Origin of the sequence: Kamptonema sp. UHCC 0994 (genome assembly GCF_029167235.1) — a bacterium.
In the GTDB taxonomy this organism is placed as follows: Bacteria; Cyanobacteriota; Cyanobacteriia; order Cyanobacteriales; family Microcoleaceae; genus Kamptonema.
Genome location: NZ_JARFTR010000242.1, coordinates 21,501 through 41,555 on the forward strand (window position 1 = coordinate 21,501; position 20,055 = coordinate 41,555).

Here is a 20,055-nt window from a genome sequence, read left to right on the forward strand (position 1 = left end):
TTATTCAAGAATTAATTGCTGATAAGGAATAGGAATATGTGAGCGCTTTAACAATTTATAGTAAAGATGAATTTTTATTTTACTGTTGGATTAATTCTTTGTATATCCTTAACTTCCGGTATTTTCTTAATCTTTCCAATTAGATATTGACATTGTTTAACATCTTTGACTGGAATCGTTAAGTAAATCAAAGCTAGATTAGAATTCAAGCGCTTATGATTATGATCATAAATATTAATTTTTTCCTCATTAGATATAATTTTGAGTATTTTACTAAGAACTTCTGCTTCATCACTAACTTCAATCTGAATTCTAGCATGATAATTTTGATTTTTAGTGTGATCCCATTGTATAGATATTTTTTGTTCATTAGGAATCTTATTTAGATTTTGGCAATCTGAATGATGAATAGAAATACACTGATTTTTACGACTAATAGTGCCAATAATGTTATCGCCTGGAATTGGATAACAACAACGAGCAGTACGATAAAGTATCCCTTCTAGCCCTAAAATTGCAGATTTATAATCTCCATCTTTAGTATCGGTCTTGGGTGAGATTGATGTCATTGGAAAAGATAACTCTTCTGTTTCAGCCACCACAGGCTGTTGCAGGTTTTCTATTTTTTGAATAGTATTAATAACTCGACTAACTTTGAGATCGCCAACTCCTACAGCAGCAAGTAAATCATCAACATCTTGATAGTTCAATCTTTCAGCCACAGTCTGCATAGATTTTGACTTAATTTTAAACTTAATATGATTTTTATTAATCTCATCTTGAATCAATTCTTGACCACGATTAATGTATTGTTCGCGATGCTTCTGCTTTAGCCAATGACGAATTTTATTTTTGGCTTTAGTTGTCTTGACAAAGCCTTCAATATTTAGCCAGTCTTCTGTTGGGTGGCTATTGTTTTGGGTAATAATTTCTACGATATTTCCATTACTCAGTGGAGTATTCAATGGCACAATATGTCCATCTATTATTGCAGAAGTGCAATGATGTCCGACTGCCTCATGAATCCGATAAGCAAAATCAATAGGAGTGGAGCCTTTCCGCAATTTTTTTACATCTTTCTTGGGAGTGAGAACGTAAATGTCTTTATTTACCTCATCAACTAGCTTTTGAATTAGCAATGCTTTTTCTTCTATAGAAAGCCCAAGACCTTTGATGAGAGATTCACTGCATTTTTTTTCTGCTTTTGCTATACCCTCAATTTTTCTAATTTCTTCTAAAGTTTGTTCGAGAATTTTTTCTAACTCACCCTCTACATAAGATGATAATTTAAGCTTTTTTGAGGCAATTTCAATCTCTAAAATAATCATATTTTGCTCTGGTAAAGCATCGACATTTACCCCTAATAAATCAAATTTATCTTGAATTATTTTATGCAATTTTTCTACACTATTTTTCGTACATTCAATTACCAAATTTAGTCGCTTCCGTCCTACAAGTTCATAATTTTTTCTTGATGAAGGATGAGCATACCGTGAAGGATCTTTGTATCGGCGGTGAGTCGCCTGATCTAATCCAAAAAACCCAATGCCTATTTCTGCGGCTAAGTGCATCTTGTATGTTCTTATTTGAAATTCAACAATTCGCGGATCTGGTTCTCCGTACAAAATATTGATATGTATAGATTGATAGCCCGTAGTTTTTTTGGGATATTTAATATAATCTCGCAGGCTTTCCTTCAAAATCCCTTCTCCTGCAAAAGTAGTTCCTAAATCCCGGACAATATCAAGAGCCTTATAGCATTCATCCTCTGTGTTTGTAATAATTCTGATTCCAACAATATCAAGAATTCTATCTAATGAAACTTTTCTGGCTTTAATTTTCCTGTAAATGCTGTAAATCCTTTTAGCTCTAGGATATACCTCAGCGTTAATTTCCTCAACTTCTAATAATTCTTCTAAATCAACCTTTAGTTTTTGTATAAATTCCTCCCGATTAGGGAATCTGGTTTGCAATTCTTTTTCGATCCTGGTATATTCTTCCCTTGGGTTTTGAAATTTAAAAGCTAGATCCTCAATTTCATCTCGCAATGTATTGAGTCCAAAACGAAGTGCTATGGGAGAGATAACTTCTAAAGCTTGTGTTGCTAGGTTTGAAGCTAGTTTGTGAGACAAGTTATTTAGAATAGTAAGAAGATATTTGCTATTGATTAGATATTTGTTTAAAACTTCTCTAATCAAAGGTTCAGAATTTAATAAACCATAGGCATCATCAGGCAATATTGGCTGACCCAATAAATGCTTAACAGTAATCACCCATAAGTTTTTTTGAACTTGAAGACGAGCTACATCCCAAATAACTTTCTGAGCATTTAATTGGCGCAGTGCTTCATCGTAGTATTCCAATACTGTAGTTGTAGTTGATGTTACAGTTTGTTGTTGATCGCCGTTTTTCTTCAAATCCAAATAACTCAATATTTTGATTTCTTCGATTATTCCTTGAGTCTCTAAGCATGCTGCTAACGCGATTGGAGTCTTAATCGTTTTAGCAAGGTCTATAGCTTTCTGATTCTCAATTTGAGATTCTTGTGGGTTATCCCAAACCATTACTCGACTAATATATGTCATAGCTAATACTCGATGATAATCCATCTCATACTTTTCAAAGCAACTGAGAGAATCTTCAAGATATTTTTTGGCTTGAGGGAAGTCACAGAGAGCTAGATAAATACGACCAAAACTCCATAAAACTCGTGCATAACTGTTAGGTGCATTTCCATTTGAAGGGTTAAAGCAATTTGCTGCTTCCTTGCAAGATTCTAATGCTTTCAGATACTCGCCTTCAGTAAATTGTAAATCTACTAATATTGTCAACCTCGCTCCATTGACTCCTATGTGCTTTTGCTTTTGCTTATCAATTCTTTTTTCTGACTCTTGAAGTAATTTTTCAACCTCACTAAAGCGACCTATAGATAAAGCCAGCCTGGCTAGATTATTGTAGGTTTTAATTTGACCGTACAAATCCGGCTCAATATGGTCAGAACCTTCTTTAATTTTCAAAGATTTTTTATAACACTCCTCAGCCTCATCATATTCTCCAAGAAAGGTGTAAATATCTGCTAAAGAGTCTAAGTCTCGCGCACGTCCATGATCATCATTAATAGATTTTTTCAGATCAATAGCAATTTTAAGATTATTCTTGGCTTCTTCATATAACCCTTGTAATTTTTGACAAATCCCTAATCTAGCCAATGATTTTGATTCTCGATAAACATCTCCTAAATCCTGAAAAGCCTTAGCACTATCGTTAAAATATGTCTCCGCTTCTGAAAATTTACCTTGGTGACGTAAAATTTTCCCCTGACGATACAACGTTAACGCTTGACCTAACTTATCGCCAGAATCAACCGATAGTTCATAAGCATCAATAGCGGCACTTTGAGCCTGTTCATACTCACGCAAATCCGTATAACAAGAAACCATTTTCCCTAAAGTACGAATCTGCATCGGCTTGTCATCCATACTTTTTGCTTTGTTTAAAACCGACTCCAGACTATTAATAGCTAATTGGTACTGCTCCATAAGAGCATACATCTTTCCTACAAAGTACAATGCAACAGAAGTACCCAATTGCTCTTGTTTGTGTTCAAAGATTTCATAAGCTTGTAAGAAAATCTCTTTAGCTTTGTCAAAAATACCTTCTTTTTCGAGCTTTCGACCTTTTTCCAGTAATAACCAGGGTTTATCTGCAAAAATAGAATCTTCAAGATTGAGCAGCCATACTTTTAATGCAGGTAGTCTTTCTGAAGGAAGTCGCTCCTTTTGATGTATGCGACCTACCAAAGTGTTAAGAACTTTTGCTGCTTTTTCATCTTGTGTAGCTTCTCGAAAATGATATTGTGCTTCGAGATAAGCAAGTCTATCCAATTGTTCTGGTAAACTTTGTTGACCTTTTTCCCAGTAATAATTAGCTGCCTTTTCATGGCATAATAATATTTCCTCTTTGGACTGAGACTTACTCCAAAACTCAGCATATAAAGGATGAATCTTAAAGTTATCATAACCTTCTCTGCTCAACAAACGACGTTCCAAGAGTGAATTTCCAATATCTTCTGAGATATCGAAATATCTCCAAGCTAAACGTGAAACAGGTATCCGAAGCACTGAGAGACGACGAAATGCTTCTTCTTCTTTTTGATTAAGAGTTTTGGAAACATCTTCTAATAACTTATGACGTAGTTCTTCAGACTTAACTAGCTCGTTTAATACTTGTTCTAAGGATGCCCCTTTGAGACGATTAGCAATAATCAGGTCAATCGCGGCGGGATGTCCGGATGTTTTATCAAATATCACAGTTACATCCTCTAAAGAACATTCAAGCCCAGAACCTTCACATCTTTGATTAAGATAATCAATGGCATCTTCTTTGCTAAATCCCTTAACGGCGCATGGAAAGATTTTATCCTCGATCGCTCTTGGGAAAGAAATATGTTGAGAATTATCTATTAAGATGAGTTTACTTTCACCACCATGACTTAAAAAACGTTCGACAAAATACTTTAAATCAGAAAAGCGGTTTTTTCCATCAATGAAAATTGCATATTTTCCTTTCTTGCCATTTTTTAAAACTTCAACTAATCTAGCAATTTTACTACTAATTGGTACTTCAATACCTTCTTCTTTTTGTTGACTATAGGTTTGAATAAATCCCAACTCACCATAACTTTTGAGAAATTCATTAAGTAAATAGAGCAAGTCATTTATAGTAAAATTTTCTTGTTCAGCAAATTGTTGTTCACTCAGCCAACAGATTTTGTATTGTTGACTCATTCGTTGAGCTAACTGAGATGCAAAGTAAGTTTTTCCGACTAAAGGTTCTCCCACTATCGCTATAACACGATTCTTAGATAAGTTAACAATTTTCTCAACTTCTTCTAATTCTTTTTGCCTTCCATAAAAATCAGGATAATCGGGTGGGGTAGTTAAAAAATAAGAAAGATCTGTATTAGGATTAGAAATACTGCATAAATCCTTCCAATTCACAGGAATCTCTAACTGATTTTGACAAATCACCGGCAACCAAGTAGCGCAGGGAAACAGATTTTCCCAACCTTGCAATTTTTCCCGCGCCTCCTTAACCGCTAAATAAAATGACTGACCCCCCGAAAAAGAACCCAGAAAATATTTTAAAAATTCCTGTGCCACTTTATCAGGAACCGGTTCTCGCATGACAATCATTTGAGGTAGATTCAAATCAGCTAAATTCTGAGCCAACCCCAAACCATCACAAGAGTTAAAAATAGCCAGTTGCAAGCCTTTTCCGATCGCTTTTTTCAACGCATACCTTAAGTCAGGAATAGTCAAACTCTCAGTCCGATTAATATATATGATTCCTGTTTCCCCGTCCGTGCGGCTATGTCCGGCAAAAAATAGAATATCCCAAGACTGTTCCCAGAATTGATCGCTGAGTGCTTGTTGATTTGGTTTAACTAAAAACTCAATTTTCGCACCCGGAATAGAATTTAAAATTTTTCGATCTTCTTCAACATTAATCCCCTCATTATCGCCCAAAATTGCCAAGATATTAACTTGATTATTAGCAACTTTGGCTGATGTTACTTGTTTAAACTTGGGCGTACTGACACCAATTTCTACTTTAGAGTAACGTTCCAATATATCCCAAAGATGCCAGGGAAGTTTTCGTAGAACAATATTTGAAGTTTGGATAATTAACCTCACTTCATCATTTTCTGTTAAATAGGCAAGCAATTCTTCCCTAACAGGACTAAATTGCTGCGATTTTAACCATTGATTAAATTTTTGCCTCAAATTCTCAGCGTTTGTCTTAACATTACCAATTGAGAAGTTAGTTGCTTGTCCTGCTGGTGGTTCTAATCTAACCTTTACCCCCATAAAGCCATAATAACTTACCTTCCAACTGTTGTAAGACTCAACCATTTCTGGGTTTGGCGGTAAAGAGCCTGTTTCCTGACTCTTCGGAGGTTTACCCTCGTCTGCCATCTGTAATGTTACCGGAAAACCTGCTTTGTCCAAGTCTCCCTCTGCAAAAGTCAGCACCACTAACTTTTCCACCGCTTTCTCCTGGTTAGATTAGATCGCAAAATCTTCCACAATACTAGCATCGCCTAAAGCCACTTTAACACTAAACCGCTCCCCAGGCTCCCCCCGAAATTCCAATTGCATCCAATTATCGGCACTGCGAGCAACAGCTTCTAAAAAAACATATTCGGATTCATCTAAAACTATCAATTGTACACCAGAAGGGAGATATGTATTTTCACCAGTCGGATACAATCTTAAAACAATGCCTGTTGTTTGCTTGCTTTCTAATTGGCAACCCACCACTAAAGTTAAACAATACTCTGAAAGTTGTATTTCCTTAACTCCAGTTACACTAATGAAAGTTTCTTCTGTTTCTGCGCTACGAGAACGAGGTGCGGTAGCAAACCTGAAAACTTGATTTCCTTGTAAGGTATTTAGAAAAGTTTCCAAACTTTGAAAACCTGACTCAAGAAGACTGTCAATATTTTGTAACCAGTCACTCAGTTTTATCATTCCAGGTATTGATGCGACTCTTGGGGTAGTAATAAGCTGATTTGTTTGCTCTTTTCCTGCTGTTACTGGTGCAGTTTCTTCTAGATTATTATCTCCCCAGATTTCATCTAGCTTTTCTAGCAATTCTTTAGCCAAATCTTGCAAGTTATTTTGTTGCGCTTCCATAACTGGTGTACCACCCCGGAAAGCGACACTTTCCTCTGTGGGTAGATAACTGGCTAAAAACTCACCTCCCGCATATTGCCACTCATATCTGTCATAAGTTCGGTAAATCCGTTCTAGTTGAGCAGCAATTTCTGAAATAGGTTCATCTGTTAATCTCTCCCTAACTTTTATTGCTACCTCTTCATCACCCCGTAAAAAGTCAGCAGCTAGGTCAAGACGATCTAGATAATCAATAAGATTTTCTATTGGCTGAAGTTTGGCAAATTCCAGTGGCTCTAGCAGTTCTTGCGGAGCTAATACCGAAATAAATCCTAACAAGTGAACCTGCTTCAAATCTTCTTGAAATTGAATAGCGACATAACCTATTCGGTCTTCTATAACCTCTGGTGGTAAAGAAATAGTTTTTTCTCCAAGCAAAACAGGACAACACTCTAATTTACCGAGTTCCGGTACTACCAAATCAGCCACATTATTAAAGCGCCTAATAACAGGATTCCAACTGTCTCCCGCGCTTAAGTCTGTCTCTACTTCACTCCATTTCAAAAAAATGTGAACTGCATAAACTGCTAGGGTATTTAAGTAAACTTGCTTAACTTTATCGCGTGTAGATTGCTCAGAAGCAAACTTTCGCGCATATTCATGGGCCTTTGGTGTCAAAGGAAGATTGATCGAAAACTTTTCTATACTTTCCATAACGCTTGCTCCTTTTTAACTACAAATTTGCTAAATTCTTTAAAAGAGGTTGACACTTCCTTTTCCAATGAGATGTAATAGTTCCAAAGGGTACATTCAATTCTACAGTAATATCTTCCCATTTCTGGGGTGGCTGTATTAGTAACCGTCTTCTAATTAATTCATGGCAGGTACAATGAAAATATCCACGAGGATGACAGCTTAATAGCTCAGTTAGTTGTTCACAGCTTTGTTTTAGTTCAGCCTCAATTTTTTGGTTTTCTTGCAAATCCTCTTCTGTAATAAGTAATTCAAATCCATTGGGACTAAGATCGGGTAATTGTTCCAAATAGGTGGCTCCTCCTTCTTCCCCATTCATAAGCTTATCTAGGCTTAAAGGCTGCTGCCCTAAAATACGATAGAGATCTAAAATTCTTCGTTTAAGAATTTTATTAAACCATTTAATCAGATGTTCTCGGATGAGCTTAGCTTCAACATTATCCAAATCAAGCTTTGTTTTCTGGATAAAACTGCGGATATTTTTTCCACTGACGGTCCCTTGTTTGAGGGAGACACCTACCAAATTTGCAAGTGCTTGGTTAAAAGCATCCTGGTAATTAATCTGAGGATTGTTGTCTTTGTAGATACCTGGTACCTTAGAAATAAGCCTTGGTAACCTATCGAGAGCTTGCTTCTGCTGTGTGCTGCCGTCTGGGTACTGAATCACTTCTCGTATCAGTTGACATATCCGTTCATCCTGATTTTCCATAAGGTCACGAATCAGAGAAAAAAGGGGATGCTCCCAGTATTACCCAGAAATGCACCCCTCACCTCATCCAATGCCGATTTTCTTAACTCAGAGCTTGGGCCACGGCTGGAGACTAGGTTTTTGGCGCTCAAGCTTTCCCATAAGGCCCGAAATAGACAATCGGGAAGTGTAAAAATGAATGCCTCTACAAGCCTTGGTAGTGCAATTATCACGTTAATAATTGCAAAGCCTCAAATTCAGCAGCAGCGATCGCACATCGATTAAACTCAAAACTGACTCGCAAGGATGCTTGCTGTTCAGCTATGGGACATTCTCGGACTGGTTGACTGTACATAGCTAAGAATGAAGGTTGCCGATAAATCAGCCGGATTGGGGGTGGACTGAGAATTACTGAAAGCCCATGTTCTTTCAACGCTGACTGGATCTCAGCTTCAGAAACATCTTCCAAAACAGCAGCAGTTAAGCGAAAAAAGGAAGGTATAATCTGTTGCTGCTGAAATCGGATTGGTTGTGTTAAGCCGATCGCATTCAACGTTTCGATTAGGCGAAAACAATCTGCCTGGTGAACTTGCAACTGTGCTAAAGCTCCCTCAAAAATGGCATTAGCTATCACCGCAGCCAGAGGATGAATACGGCTATTCAAACCAAATTCATTATCGAGAAATAACCCGACATCTCGCTTCTGGCGGTAAGGATGTTGAGTTAGCCAAACAAGCTTTTGATATAGTTCGGCATTGTCAGTTAAAATTGCACCACCCTCACCTGCAAAAACAGACTTACCCACAGTGAAGGAAACGACGATCGCATCAGCTAAGGCACTGGCAGGCATCCCATCCCGGTATGCTCCCAAACTTTGGGCTGCATCTGCAATGTACCACAATCCATACTCATCCGCGATTTGCCTTAACGCTTGGGTATTTGATGGATGACCAAAGATATCTACAGCTAGAATTGCTCTGGTATTAGGTGTAATCTGTTGCTCAACAGCTTTGGGGTTGAGCGTTAAAGTTTCGGGGTCAATGTCGGCAAATATAGGGTGATTTCCCAATTTTAGCCATCCGGCTAAGGACGCACCATAAGTGTAGGGTGTGGTAATAAATACTTCATCCTGCAAATCCAACGCCATAGCTACTGCCAGTAAACCCATCGTGGCATTAGAAACACACAGAGCATACTTGACTCCGTAGTGATGGGTAAGTTTGGCTTCCAGTTGGGCAACTGCACCATTTCCATAGAGATGAATACCAGCCGCATCTGGATGATCTGTCAATTCTTCCCAGTATTGTGCGATCGCCTGTTGAGCAAGATTGAGTAGTGATTTAGACATTAGCATGGGGTTTTAACTCCTCGATGCGGTTCTCCAGTTCAGTGCGGTTAATTTCCCCAGTTCTTAAATCGACTAATCCTTGTAAATGCTGTGAAAAAGCATAACTATCAAGGCAAGCACTCCAAGGAAAGAAGGATTTAGACGAACAAGCCGCGATCGCCCACAGGTCACTGTAGATAGCCGATGTTTGGTCGCTGGCGATGCAATAGTCCTGGGCAGCGAATAAAATTGTCTCTGGTGTGAGCGAACCCTTGATGAGCAAGGCGTTACTCAAGGCGGCACGAATATGTCGTGGATTAGCTCCTTTGTGATAAAAGATTTCTCCAGCTTGGGCGATCGCTCGATGGTTTGGATCTAGCGATAATGGTGTGGTTACGACTTTCTGGGCTGTTGTGACTAAAATGGCGGGATAGTCCGTAGACAGGGGATGAAGTACCGGAATCATCACAAAACGCGATCGCATTGCCGCACCGATGCGCCAAGGACAATTAGTCGTTGCTACCAGTAGCGATCGTCCCCGTCGGCTTTCGTCTGCTAGGGCAGTCAGTAAGGTAGCAGCAACAGCTTTGGTGGCTCCCGAATCTCCGTCGAATTCACTCCGTTCTAACGGAAAAGCTTCAGTAATTTCGTCTACAAAAGCGAAGTTGGGAATCCACTCCCGCAAAACTTGCTGTTGTAGTTCGGATAATCTCTCAGTTTCTCCCACAATGCCGCGTTTAGGGGAGTGCATCTGATAGGCAGAAACTCCAGCCTTCTTAGCAGTTAGCAAAGCCATTTCGGTTTTACCTGTGCCAGGTGGCCCTACTAGCAACACATTAGCTGGCATTTGCAGATTACCTTGGGCTAAAGCCTTCGCAAATTGCTCTAGGAGAGATTGGGGGTAGGCGCTGTTGATGCCTTGCAGAGGGCGCTCGCTCTTAATACTAGAGGTGTTAAGCACAGTCAGAGTTTGTTCGGAAATCGCTTGCACATCAGCACTTTTTTGGGCGACTAATTCTTGCGCTGTCAGCGATCGCTGGCTGCGATGGGATGCTCGTAATAAACTTTCTAGTCCACGATTAGGAGTATTAGTACAAAGAAAAGCAACGCTCTCCCAAGAAAGTTCAGGTTCTAAGGTTGCTTGTGTATAGGTTCGACGAGCAACCGTGAGAAACTGCTGTTTACCAATTTGATCGGGTTGGGGTAAACGAATCGGATGCAAAGCTGTTCGTACTAAAGGAGCGATCAGCGATTCATCATGGCTATGAAAAATCAGCAAATTACCACTGGAACGCAAAGCTAAACTTTGGGCTGTGATGTGAGACAGTTCAGTTGCAATTAATTGATTGTCTGTGGGCGGATTACCATTGCCGTGAGGAACTAAATGTTCGGCAAACTGTAACAATAAACAAAAGCGCATCTCCCGGTTATCTGACCACTTACTCTGGATTGAAACACGAGATAAGTTGGCAATACCTCGGACAATGTATGCCACTTCTTGGTCGTCTTGGGGAATTTCCAGCAAATGATGGTCACGCAGAGTAGTTTCAATGGTTTGGCGATCGCGTTGATTCCCTAATCCAATGGGATCGTAATTTAAACCTTCGGCACGGGCATAAGTGATTAAAGCCATACCGTATGTTTGTCGAAGTTCCTGACGGAAGATTTCTAAAAGTGGTCCAATCCGATCGCTATTTGGATAACAATCTAAATCCCGTAAGTTTCGACCCGATAGTAACAGGGCATTACGACCTTCAAGATAAGCTTCAATGACAGGTGCAAAGGGATGAGACATGACTAAAATTCCTTTAGATTTAATCAAAAATTTGATGTAGCAGCTCCCCTTTGAGAACAATTAATCCAGAGTTATCAAAGGGGTTATTTATTAACGTCTTTACTGCTGCTGAGTTAAGCGACGTTTTTGGGGTAAAGGACGAGTGGTTTGTTGGCTGCGACTAGATGCTTTGCTTTGATCTTGAGTTTTAGGCTTTACCGTGCGCCGGACAAATTCACGGGCGGCATCTAATTCGTAAATACCACCAGTAATTTTGCGCTCTGGGCGACCCGAACGAACTCCAGCTTCTTCTAAAGCTCGATCGTAAGCATCAAGAATTTCTTGGCAACTGCGATCGCTTGTGCCTAATAATTCAGTTGCTAAACTTACTGGTTGGTTAGGATCGACTTGAATTTCAGTGACTAAACTCTTACCTGTATCATCACTAGCGACTAACCGAATCGTATTACCAACCAAAGCGGGTGGCTGCTCCAATTGCTTAAAACCGACCTTGAAAGCAGCTTGAGTGCAAGCTCGAGTCAAATGTTCCACAAATACATTTTGGTGTGCCAATGATAGTTGCTGTAAGCTGTTGTGACTGGCTTGTTGAGCAATTCCTAAAGAAGAAGCAGACATTAATGGTTGTAATGTTTGTTCTAGTAATTGGGGGGAATTGACTTGTAATTGGCTGGCAGTAACTAAGGTGCTGACTTGCAAAATTTCCAGTTGTGACAGCCCGTGCTGCTCTGCCAGTGTCTGCACCATTTGCTCAATTTTGGGTTGATTTTGTTGCACTTGAAATACGGACTGAGCAGAGATAGATTGACTGAGGTTAGCTTCTGGCTGGTTAGTTGCTTTGATTGCAGATTGATAAACCAACTGGGCTGCTTTACCCATGAGTTGCACGGATGTTTGTAATACTTGACCGCATAGCTTCATGCTTTTACCTAAATCCACTGATGCAACTTGGTTAATGGTGGGGCGACGAGTAATGGCAGACATTTGAACATCTCCTGAAATCTTGTTTGTGGAAAAAGTTGAAATGAAAATTTGAAGAAATCGTCTTGAGGTGGGGAACGACACCCCAAGACACAGAAGCTAATTGCAGATGGTTTAAGGTTCAATGGATTCCTCCGCACGGCGGACTTGTTCTGCTTGTAGATTGCGGCGGTATTCCTCTTCGGCAGCATCCCCATCGTTGTCAGGTTCCGCTTCAGCATCAGGGATGGGAGTTGTTTCTGCTGAAACAGGTTGTGGAGCTGGTGGTGCTGTATTTTCCTGAGTTTGGGAGAAGTTATCCCTCGCAGGAGGAAGGGGAGAACGTAGCGTAAAGGGGGAATCTGGAATAGGATTATCCGCAGGTAGGGGTGGGTAATTAGGATTGGGAATTATTTGATAGCCATAAGCAGTGTTGACACCTAAACGAAACCATTCGCTAAAAGGACCTGCGGCAATAGGTTGCTCTTGATGTTGATTGTTGTAGCGGTCAAGTATTTGTAGATAAGGGTTAAAAGTTGTCACCACCTTACGAGCAGCGACCCAAAGTAGGCTGATAGCTTGAAGAAGTTGAATCTGAAGTAAACCTCGTCGGCATTGAAAGTAAAAGTAAGCGAGTGCTTCATCAACTATTTCGCCGCCAAAGACAATGGAGGCATCTGTAACTCCTGCTAGGGCAATGAGAGCGATCATTGCTGGCCAATTTTCTGGAGAAGCTAAATCTCCTTGGGCGATGGCTGTTGCCAAAATTAAAGCTGGAGTAATAATGATGAATGCCCAGCCTGCTATGCGCCAAGGGCGAGTATCTTCTCCTTCATCCATTGCTCGTCGCAACTGGACAGAAATCACAATTTCTACGATTAGCAGTAAAATAGGAACTACAAAGATGGCAAATTGAACCAATGGGGAATCTTCATCTAGGTTCCGGCCAACGATGTATTCGACTGGGGCAGCAATCAGTAGTAGATTAATGACGACAACCGCAGGTAAACCGAGTAAAACCACAATAAACAGAATGGTTTGGCGGGGACCAAGTTCGATAAATTCTGGACTACGGTCTTCTAAATGCCTTAATTTCCATTCAACTTTTTGTTTTTTGGCACCCGCCTTGTAGAGGAGCTTCAGTTGCGAAGCTGTTTTCTCATCGATATGATTTAAGCGCTCTTGAGTGCGTTGTCGTGTGGTTTCTGCACGGGCGGTAGCTCTTTCTTGAGCTTGTTGTTCTTGGCGACGTTGGTTTTCTGCTTGCTCTGCTTGGCGACGTTGACGGTACTGGTCGCGCCGATCGCGACGACGGCGACCTTCATCGCCCAAGGGAATATTAGGATCGTCGTACATAAAACCTTCTCCTGTGGCTCTTTAGACAGTAGTCGATTAGAAAAAAGTGATTTATGCAAAAATCTGTGGTAAGGTGCGTTGGAGAACGCACCTTCATAGATTTAGGGTTGCCCGATCGCTTTGCTCAGATGGTTTACAGCAATTTGGGGAGATTCAAAGCGGCTGTGGGGAACGGTTTGAAAAATGCCTACACCGGGAGTTCCGTTAACCAGCAAAACTTTATCTGCACTTAACCGTGCTGCTTGGGAGGAAAAGGTATCCAAGCCATCGGTGATAAAAACAGCAAAGCGACGAGGTGGTTGGTTAAAACCGGAACTAGGTTCCTGAAATAGCAAGTTTGCTCGTTGAATTGCAGTTTGAATATCAGTTGCTTGGCAGTTTCGGGGATGATTGAGGATAGCTACAACTTGGGGTTTAATCGTTGCAATTTGTGCTTGATTTTCTTTTTTCAAAGTGGCAAGGCGCTGTTGAAAGTTAGCTAAGGTTTGACGATCTTGGGCTAATTGCTGTTCATAAATTTGTAGGAGTTGATCGTACTCGGCTTTGATTTTTTTGTTTTTGAAGGGATTACCCCGCTTAGAGTTAGGCTCTTCGGGTTTGATTGGGTTATTAAATTGGCTGGCTTCTAAACGGGGTGGCTGTGGCAAAGTAGCCCGCACTAAGGGTTGGTTACTGCGATCGCAAATTGCCCCGAAAGCAATGGTTCCCCCCGTTTGTTGGAGTGCATCAAATACTACTTGGAAGTCTTCAAATTTAACGGGTGCAACGCGGGCTGAAGTCATGCTTCCAGATAGGTCTGGAAAAATACCAACGGTAGCAGGAGCACTTTGATGAGGCTGCTGGGCGATCGCTTGGGCAACTTCGGGAATGGGTTGACCCGTTTGGGGTAGACTAGCTTCAGACGGATGGGGTTTGCAACTGCTGAGTGTGAGGGCGATCGCCACGCTGGAAATCGTTGCAGCAGCAATAGAGGTTTTGACCATATCTAGAACTCTCGGCTTCGATTGGCTTCTATAGCCATATCGAGATTGAGCAGCCTTGTTATGCAATCAAAACGTACTTATGTCACAAGAGCTACACTACCACAGCGATCGCATATCATTTTCTCTACTATAAGTCAGCTATCGAACATAGCTTAAGTAGTGAGTTTAGGATTGACCAATAGTACAAAAAGCGGCCCAATAGTAAGGTTCTTGGAATGGCTTAGAATTATTTTGATGTAACTGGAGATACAACGCCATCTCCTCCTTCCTATTCAAAGGTAATTGATTTGTATCAATCCACTGCTTTAGTTCAGATATTGTGGCATCTCGCAGCCATATTTGAGCTAGGCAGAGTGCTGTAGCTACAGAGTTTTGACTTTGCAGATTCTCGTAAAACTTAATCATCAAGAAACTTGTAGAAAAATCGTCCACTGCCCAAAGACTGCTAACAACATTGGTACTACCTGCAACTAGAAAGCCGCTAGGCAAACCAATGTATTCATCACTCTGGCTACTAAAGTCAATCAACCCAGTTTCACAAGCTGATAGAACTACTAAGCGACATTGACTAAGATCGAGCTTGAAGATTTCTCTTAACGTAAGACAATTTTCTAAATTAGGTTTTTTGGTTTCCCGTGAACAAATTTCATAACTGGAATCTTCTAGTGTTCCCCAAGTAGAATTTGTTGCACCAGCCAAGACCAAAGCTGAGTCTAGAGGTGATTCAAAGTTAAAGTAACCGTGACAGGAAAAATGAACACAATGAGCATTAAGAAGACGAGAGCTATTCAATGCTTCTTTTTTGGCAGATTCCTTGGCTAAGACATCATCGTTAGGCTCAAAGTCTCGCCTGATTGCTTCAACTTCAATATCAGTAAAATTTAGGTCTTTGTTAGGATTCTGAATGGCAAAAAAGTTTTTAAAATCAGGACGATTCCGATTTTGGCTTAATTGCAACATCTGGCAACTTGGAGCATAACTTATTCCTTTGGGAAAGTGGTCTAGCAGGCTATGTTGATAGGCAGTTAAGGGCAAGGCATGAAGGGGTAACAAGTGCAGGAAGCGATGGGGTATCAAAATTAGTCGATTGCACCCGCTCTGTAAATAGCTGATTATCTGATCTATATGTAGTATTTGAGCAAGACGTTGAAGGCGATCTGAAAATTGCTCTCGCCATTGGCTCTTGTTATTGCCGTAGTCCTGCAAGTATTCTTCTACCCAGTCAATTAAGTTTTCTAAGTCTTGTTCAGAAGATTCCCAGAGTTGGATTGGGGGGTAAGCGGATGTAATGACAAAAGCAACAAATTTATCTTTGTTAAGATACCATTCAATAATCGCGGTTTGATCGTCAATCAGTTGTTGAATTTGGTCAAACTTGATCCCTTCACGGGGATAAAGTTCATTATAGCGTTGACGCAGTTGATTGAGGCGGGTGTTATCTAGTGTAGAATCGGCAGCAAAGCGACGTTCTTCGAGATTGATTTCTGCTTTAAGGTGTTGCAGTTCATTTTGGACGGCTGCTGGGAGATCTCCTTTGGGGTATAAGTTGCAATTGGCAAGGAGTTCAACTAAGTTACGTGCTTTGCTGCGTTCGGCATATTCTATAGCTACGGTGTAGTTTTTTAGTTCTATGCAAACTTCCACCATATTTTGATAGATTTGGTTGTATTCTTCAGCTAATTTCTTCTTAGCTTCATCGCCAGAATAAATCTCACCTCGAAGGAACTCGACAGTATTAATGGCATCAGCAAAAGTATTATAAGCTAACTGTAAGTTGGGAACTTCTCGATAGGCAAGACCTAAATTAAATAAGGTTTCCGCATAGTTTTGCGGGAAAGCTTCGCGGGTGTAGACTTCGAGTGCAGCGCTGTAAAATGCGATCGCCATCTCAAGATTATCAGCCCTCTCTCCCCTGATTCTGTTACTGTAGGCAGCAGCCAGATTATTTTGCGTCATTGCCCAATTTTCGGGAAAAGCTTCACGGGTGCGGACTTGGAGTGCAGCAGTGTAAAATGCGATCGCCATCTCAAGATTATCAGCCCTCTCTCCCCTGATTCTATTACGGTAGGCATTAGCCAGATTATTTTGCGTCATTGCCCAATTTTTGGGAAAAGCTTCACGGGTGTAGACTTCGAGTGCAGCACTGTAAAATGCGATCGCCTGCTCGATATTATCAGTCCTATCTCCCCTGATTCTGTATAAGTAGGCATTTGCCAGATTATTTTGCGTCGTTGCCCAATCTTCAGGATATGCTTCACGAGTGTACACTGTTAATGCTGCTGCGTAACAAGCGATCGCTCTTTCTAAGTTATCAGCTTTATCTCCTCTGATTCGGTTACTGTAAGCAGTCCCTAAATTATTTTGAGTTGTTGCCCAATTTTCAGGAAATTGGTTAAGAGTGCGTACCTGTAAAGCTTGTATATAACATTCAATTGCTATTTCCAAATTTTCAAATTTATGTCCTTTAATTCTGTTGAAGTAAACATTTCCTAAATTATTTTGAATCATTGCCCAGTCAGAAGGAAATGCCTCGCGAGTGTAAACCTGTAAAGCATTCTGATAACAGCAAATAGCCATTTCTAAATTGTCAGCCCTATCCCCTCGAATTCGGTTGTTGTAAAATGTAGCCAGGTTATTTTGAGTAGCTGCCCACTCTTGTGGGAAATCCTCACGGCTGCGAATTTGTAAAGCATTCTGGTAACAATGTATAGCTTTTTCCAAATTTTCCGAACGATCTGCAAATATGCGGTAACTATAAGCAGCACCCAAATTATTTTGAGTCGTAGCCCATTGTTCGGGAAAAGCTTCAGGAGTGTAAACCTGTAAAGCTGATTGATAGCAAGCAATTGCTATCTCTACATTGTCTGCTTTATCCCCTCTGATCCGATCGCTGTAAGCATTGCCAAGACTGTTTTGCAAACTTGCCCATTGCTCTGGAAAATTTTCACAAGTGTAGACTTCTAAAACTGCTTGATAGCAAGCAATAGCATTTTCTAAGTTCTCACTTCTTTCACCTCTTATCCTGTTGTAATACGCTCTTCCTAAATTAATTTTTGAATTAGACCATTCTAAAGGGTAAGATTCTTTTCCAAAGGCCATTATAGCTATTTCATAAGCTGCCATAGCAATTTCTAAATTATCAGCCCTACTTCCGAGTGGAAACAGTTGAATTATAATTCCAAAATTACAGAGTGTTGACGCTATAAATTCTGCTTGATCGGATACAAGTTGAGTTAAAGCATTAGTTCCCCATTTTGTTAGAACTGAAACCAATTGTGTGTTAAGTTTATCTATATTTGACTGTAAAATAGGGTAAACTGCTTGCGGACTAGCATCACTGTCTGAAATAGCTTGTAAAATCTCCAATAAAAAAGTTAAATAATTTTCTGATGATTCATCGCCTAATAACTTGTTTAAGAAAGCCTTAATTTGAAAGGCAAGGTTTTCCAAAAAGGCTGCTGCATCTTTATTACCATTTTCAACCAATAATTTTTCTGCTACTTGCTCCAAGATAAGGACTAAGTGAGCATCAATGAGTTCCTGGTTAGCATTCAAAACCTCTCCCTCTTGTCCATTCGGACAAGTCAGCAGTAGTTGTACCAGATTTAGATAAGCATTTAGACGCTGCTCATCCATTTTTGATGCTCACTTATGCTATCAACGCCATTTGGGTTGGTTAATTTATGTCCCAACAGTTTAAAATAATTGCTACAATGAATAACAACTGTACCCAATACGATTTTACCTTAGCTACCAGGTTTTTGTCTTTGATGCCTCGATTAAAGAAAGAACTAACAGACCCAACTTTGACTGCCAATATTTTTGCTATCTCACCCCAAGTGTATCCATCTAACCACAATAGAGTTATTTTCTGTAAATTAACATCTTTACGCTCCCTCATCGGTTTCCCGAAAATATTCTCAGGATTCTCTACAACAATTTCCCTGAATTTTTCTAAAAAAGAAGGTTCTTGTTTTTCGGAAATAAATTGGTCTAAGAAAGTCATTTTTGATTCTTCGGCATTGCCTGATTGATGATTGCTGATTGGTTTGTCGGCTGAAACTACAACATCTATGACTGCTTCCCCCTTCTCTCTTCTTTGATGAATACCCTCATGATCGAGACAGGCATCGATATGTTTTTTAGACTGGATATGTCTTGCCAAGTGTAAAATATTTCCCTTTTGAGGGTCAAACTGCTTTCGCCGAGTAAATTGGACAAGTGCCAAATCCGTTTCTTGCTTAGTTACCTCCGAAACTTGACTATACTCACTGGCAGATAATGCAGATGTATGCTTTGGGTTTGGAAGCCGACCAGGTTTTTTGAGTTCTGAAACCAGTCTAGTCCAGGCTCGCTCATCCTCAAAACTTTTAGGCGAATGCCTCTGGGTTTCCAAAGCTAGCTTGTTCAGATAGTCGTTCAGTTCGGTTTCAGAGGACTTTTCGTTTGGCTCAGGAGATGGCTGCTTGTCCTTTTCGTCCATAGGTAAATTTTTCCTTTAGAGCAGTGTGGTTAGTTCTGTATCCAAAAACATCGCTAAAGTTCTGCAAACAACTCAAATTTTTTTATTTTAATTCCACTACCCGGTAGCCATGACGAGGCAACCATCCGGCTTCATCTAGATGGACGGTGCGAGCGATCACCCACAGCAGCTTACCTCCCGAAACTCGATTTTCCCATATTTGGGCAACGGGTTGGTAGTCGTAGCAGCTAGCATCATCCCGGCGTGCAGCTTCTCCTGTTGGGCCATGCGATCGCTCCTCCCGCATTGTCCACCTGATGCTGAAGCTAAACGCACTGCGTATATATATGTAAATTTTAGGATGTTTCTCTATCGGTAGCGATCGGCATTATTATGCACTCAAAAGGCACTCATTCCCACATCTAAATCGTGAGTTAGCCTTTGTTCTTGGGTCAGAGTTTGCGCTGAATAAGATTGCTCTAATCCTTGCTCTAGATAGGTTTGTTTTTCTATTTGCGTCCAAAACTCTCCCGTTTTTGGGTCAATCTCTGTCCGCACGACCTCATAACGCATCCGATTTCCTCCATCATAATTTCTCAATACTTCTTTAGCCGCATTTTGTTCATACTGGGAAACGTTGTTATAAGGAAACGATGGCTGTGGACGAGCAATTTTCTCGCAAGTTTCTACTGTCCAAGCAGTTTGCTTTTGTAGTGTGCTTTCACCAGAACCCTGCCCTTTAAATTCCACTACCACCAATTCATCTTTCTGGGGGTCGCGATACAAACTATCAAAGCCTTGCCTAATAGATTTGCTATCACCGTGAAATACTTCTTCATAACCTAGAACCTCAGTGACATAGCGATCGCCCATCGATTCCCCCATCACCTTAGAAATTTCTGACTTACCTCGACTCAATTGTTGATTGTAAAACTGAGCCATTTCTTGCCCATCTTGAGTATTCCAGTAGTGGCGATGCAGAAACTCCTGACGGCTACCTTGCGTTGATGCAATCAGATTATCTCTAGAACGGTTCATTATTTTCCTCCTAAAATGT

Annotated in this window: 12 protein-coding genes; all 12 read right to left on the minus strand. The window is 40.4% G+C overall.

Features of this window, described 5'->3' with window-relative positions:
• Positions 1 to 74 precede the first annotated feature (74 nt).
• Entirely contained in the window at positions 75 to 6,050 is a 5,976-nt protein-coding gene (locus PY364_RS21285; protein ID WP_275526037.1) for a tetratricopeptide repeat protein, read from the minus strand.
• An 18-nt stretch (positions 6,051 to 6,068) separates the two neighbouring features.
• Positions 6,069 to 7,391 (minus strand): DUF1822 family protein, encoded by a 1,323-nt coding sequence (locus PY364_RS21290; RefSeq protein WP_275526039.1) that lies wholly within the window; start codon positions 7,389 to 7,391, stop codon positions 6,069 to 6,071.
• A gap of 19 nt (positions 7,392 to 7,410) precedes the next feature.
• On the minus strand, positions 7,411 to 8,139 hold the full coding sequence (locus PY364_RS21295) for a hypothetical protein (protein ID WP_275526040.1): 729 nt from the start codon (positions 8,137 to 8,139) through the stop codon (positions 7,411 to 7,413).
• A gap of 208 nt (positions 8,140 to 8,347) precedes the next feature.
• On the minus strand, positions 8,348 to 9,472 hold the full coding sequence (locus PY364_RS21300) for a DegT/DnrJ/EryC1/StrS family aminotransferase (protein WP_275526042.1): 1,125 nt from the start codon (positions 9,470 to 9,472) through the stop codon (positions 8,348 to 8,350).
• Positions 9,459 to 11,240 carry an ATP-binding protein gene (locus PY364_RS21305; protein WP_275526044.1) on the minus strand — a complete coding sequence of 594 codons (1,782 nt, stop codon included), beginning with the start codon at positions 11,238 to 11,240 and terminating at the stop codon, positions 9,459 to 9,461. The genes PY364_RS21300 and PY364_RS21305 overlap by 14 nt, the downstream gene beginning before the upstream one ends.
• A 99-nt stretch (positions 11,241 to 11,339) precedes the next feature.
• Positions 11,340 to 12,221 (minus strand): hypothetical protein, encoded by an 882-nt coding sequence (locus PY364_RS21310; protein ID WP_275526046.1) that lies wholly within the window; start codon positions 12,219 to 12,221, stop codon positions 11,340 to 11,342.
• A gap of 111 nt (positions 12,222 to 12,332) precedes the next feature.
• On the minus strand, positions 12,333 to 13,553 hold the full coding sequence (locus PY364_RS21315; protein WP_275526048.1) for a hypothetical protein: 1,221 nt from the start codon (positions 13,551 to 13,553) through the stop codon (positions 12,333 to 12,335).
• 101 nt (positions 13,554 to 13,654) lie between these two features.
• Positions 13,655 to 14,536 carry a hypothetical protein gene (locus tag PY364_RS21320; protein ID WP_275526050.1) on the minus strand — a complete coding sequence of 294 codons (882 nt, stop codon included), beginning with the start codon at positions 14,534 to 14,536 and terminating at the stop codon, positions 13,655 to 13,657.
• A gap of 165 nt (positions 14,537 to 14,701) precedes the next feature.
• On the minus strand, positions 14,702 to 18,172 hold the full coding sequence (locus PY364_RS21325) for a CHAT domain-containing tetratricopeptide repeat protein (protein WP_275526052.1): 3,471 nt from the start codon (positions 18,170 to 18,172) through the stop codon (positions 14,702 to 14,704).
• 40 nt (positions 18,173 to 18,212) lie between these two features.
• Positions 18,213 to 19,019, minus strand: coding sequence for a hypothetical protein (locus tag PY364_RS21330; protein ID WP_275526054.1), 807 nt, complete (start codon positions 19,017 to 19,019; stop codon positions 18,213 to 18,215).
• Between the two features lie 82 nt (positions 19,020 to 19,101).
• Positions 19,102 to 19,305 (minus strand): hypothetical protein, encoded by a 204-nt coding sequence (locus PY364_RS21335; RefSeq protein WP_275526056.1) that lies wholly within the window; start codon positions 19,303 to 19,305, stop codon positions 19,102 to 19,104.
• Positions 19,306 to 19,397: 92 nt separating this feature from the next.
• On the minus strand, positions 19,398 to 20,036 hold the full coding sequence (locus PY364_RS21340; protein ID WP_275526058.1) for a hypothetical protein: 639 nt from the start codon (positions 20,034 to 20,036) through the stop codon (positions 19,398 to 19,400).
• Positions 20,037 to 20,055 lie beyond the last annotated feature (19 nt).

Coding starts and splice junctions, on each gene's coding strand:
- PY364_RS21325 (WP_275526052.1), bottom strand. CDS start 18,172: ATGGATGAGCAGCGTCTAAATGCTTATCTAAATCTGGTACAACTACTG.
- PY364_RS21335 (WP_275526056.1), bottom strand. CDS start 19,305: ATGCGGGAGGAGCGATCGCATGGCCCAACAGGAGAAGCTGCACGCCGG.
- PY364_RS21300 (WP_275526042.1), bottom strand. CDS start 9,472: ATGCTAATGTCTAAATCACTACTCAATCTTGCTCAACAGGCGATCGCA.
- PY364_RS21320 (WP_275526050.1), bottom strand. CDS start 14,536: ATGGTCAAAACCTCTATTGCTGCTGCAACGATTTCCAGCGTGGCGATC.
- PY364_RS21330 (WP_275526054.1), bottom strand. CDS start 19,019: ATGGACGAAAAGGACAAGCAGCCATCTCCTGAGCCAAACGAAAAGTCC.
- PY364_RS21295 (WP_275526040.1), bottom strand. CDS start 8,139: ATGGAAAATCAGGATGAACGGATATGTCAACTGATACGAGAAGTGATT.
- PY364_RS21290 (WP_275526039.1), bottom strand. CDS start 7,391: ATGGAAAGTATAGAAAAGTTTTCGATCAATCTTCCTTTGACACCAAAG.
- PY364_RS21315 (WP_275526048.1), bottom strand. CDS start 13,553: ATGTACGACGATCCTAATATTCCCTTGGGCGATGAAGGTCGCCGTCGT.
- PY364_RS21310 (WP_275526046.1), bottom strand. CDS start 12,221: ATGTCTGCCATTACTCGTCGCCCCACCATTAACCAAGTTGCATCAGTG.
- PY364_RS21340 (WP_275526058.1), bottom strand. CDS start 20,036: ATGAACCGTTCTAGAGATAATCTGATTGCATCAACGCAAGGTAGCCGT.
- PY364_RS21305 (WP_275526044.1), bottom strand. CDS start 11,240: ATGTCTCATCCCTTTGCACCTGTCATTGAAGCTTATCTTGAAGGTCGT.